The 1,523-nt window shown below is 39.8% G+C and carries 1 protein-coding gene, 1 tRNA gene, 2 rRNA genes and 2 pseudogenes; 3 read left to right on the top strand and 3 right to left on the bottom strand.

Translation table 11 applies throughout. The features are described from left to right. From rrf (V5290_RS17215) to V5290_RS17205, 3 genes are all read left to right on the top strand, one after another. A 5S ribosomal RNA gene (gene rrf, locus V5290_RS17215) occupies nt 1-106 on the top strand; the annotation flags it as partial. Nucleotides 107-178: 72 nt separating this feature from the next. Beyond that, nucleotides 179-294 (top strand): 5S ribosomal RNA (gene rrf, locus V5290_RS17210). A gap of 8 nt (nt 295-302) precedes the next feature. Beyond that, nucleotides 303-378 (top strand) — tRNA-Thr (locus V5290_RS17205). Nucleotides 379-553: 175 nt separating this feature from the next. On the opposite strand, the pseudogene V5290_RS17200 reads toward V5290_RS17205, so the two are convergent. The 3 genes and pseudogenes from V5290_RS17200 to V5290_RS17190 form a co-directional block, all read right to left on the bottom strand. Continuing rightward, nucleotides 554-766 (bottom strand): annotated as a pseudogene (locus V5290_RS17200) (transposase); the annotation flags it as partial. A gap of 8 nt (nt 767-774) precedes the next feature. Beyond that, nucleotides 775-1,236, bottom strand: a pseudogene (locus tag V5290_RS17195) (IS630 family transposase); the annotation flags it as partial. 85 nt (nt 1,237-1,321) lie between these two features. Continuing rightward, on the bottom strand, nt 1,322-1,523 hold a 202-nt coding region (locus V5290_RS17190), incomplete at its 5' end, for a winged helix-turn-helix domain-containing protein (protein WP_333388710.1).

Below are 1,523 nucleotides of genomic sequence, written 5' to 3'. Positions count from 1 at the left end.
ATAGCGCTGTGGTACCACCTGATCCCATGCCGAACTCAGAAGTGAAACGCAGCTGCGCCGATGATAGTGTGGGGTCTCCCCATGTGAAAGTAGGTCATCGCCAAGCGCCTAATTCAAAACCCCAGTCTAAATGGCTGGGGTTTTAATATTTATAAACATATATAAATATACGCTTTTTTCTGATAATAATAGCGCTGTGGTACCACCTGATCCCTTGCCGAACTCAGAAGTGAAACGCAGTTGCGCCGATGATAGTGTGGGGTCTCCCCATGTGAAAGTAGGTCATTATCAGATCCCCTTTTGCTGATATGGCTCAGTTGGTAGAGCGCACCCTTGGTAAGGGTGAGGTCGGCGGTTCAAATCCGCCTATCAGCACCATATCTTCATTCCCTAAAGTATTTTGAAGTCTAAAAACCTTACAAAACCTAATGTTTGTCAACAGCTTGCCCTTCTTTTAGGTCTTTTGGCGTTTTATGTCGTCTTGCACAATCCAATATTTTAAGTAACACTCAAGGTAACACTGTAAAAATGTTACTGATACCAATCTGTAAAATTAACTGGTCAAATTAATCCACGATCTTAAGCATAGTGAAATGACTCTATTAATATCACTTCTAAAGTTATTCCAAGCAATAGTGCACTTCTCTTCAATATCTTCATAATTACTAAAAACACGATTGGCAATTTCATTTTGCCTCATCCATGACCAGACTTGTTCGATTGGATTTAATTCAGGAGAATAAGGTGGGATGTGAATAATACTAATCTTTAAAATTAACTGTTCAGTTTCATCCAGTCTCTAAAGCACATACTTTTCACTCTTAGAGGGATGCTGACAAAGTCATTCCACGCTTTACATACTTCATCAACAAGATTGTCATAGCCTTTAAAACTTCGGTTAGCTAGGTGATGTTGCCTTAACCAGCTCCACACTTGCTCTATTGGATTTAGTTCCGGTGAGTATGGTGGCAATTTTATTATTGAAACGTTATTCAAGCCTGCATCAATATTATCAACATGCCAACCTGCACCATCCATAATAACAACGGCATGCCTATTACTGACAGTGGCTTTGGATATCTGTAATAAATGTGTTCTCATCATCTCTTTATTAACAAATGGTACAACCATCGCCTCGCTAGCGCCATTCGTTACACAGACTGAGCCAAATAGATATGCATACTCAAACTGTTGTTGTTTCACGGCTAATGGCCTGCTACCCGTTTTCGCCCATAATCATGTTGTTGTGTTTTGTTGGCCAAAACGCGCCTCATCTTGTAACCAAATATCAACGCTATCTAATGAGATATGGCCTGGGATCTTAAGGATCGTTTTTATTTGGAATTTTTTTAAAATCTTCTTGAGCTCCTGGGGACTGCTTGGGGTGTTTAGTGCGTGAGGTTATCCATGAAAAACCTAGGCGATGAAGTAATTTGTAGACACTTGAAAGATGATATTGATAACCAAAATTTTCAGCAATAAACAACTGGATATCAGTTCCTACTAATCGGACACCCTTATCA

This window comes from Psychromonas arctica, assembly GCF_036697365.1.
Lineage (GTDB): Bacteria > Pseudomonadota > Gammaproteobacteria > Enterobacterales > Psychromonadaceae > Psychromonas > Psychromonas arctica_A.
Note: the sequence above shows the minus strand (reverse complement) of the source record. Positions and strands in the feature narration are given on the sequence as shown.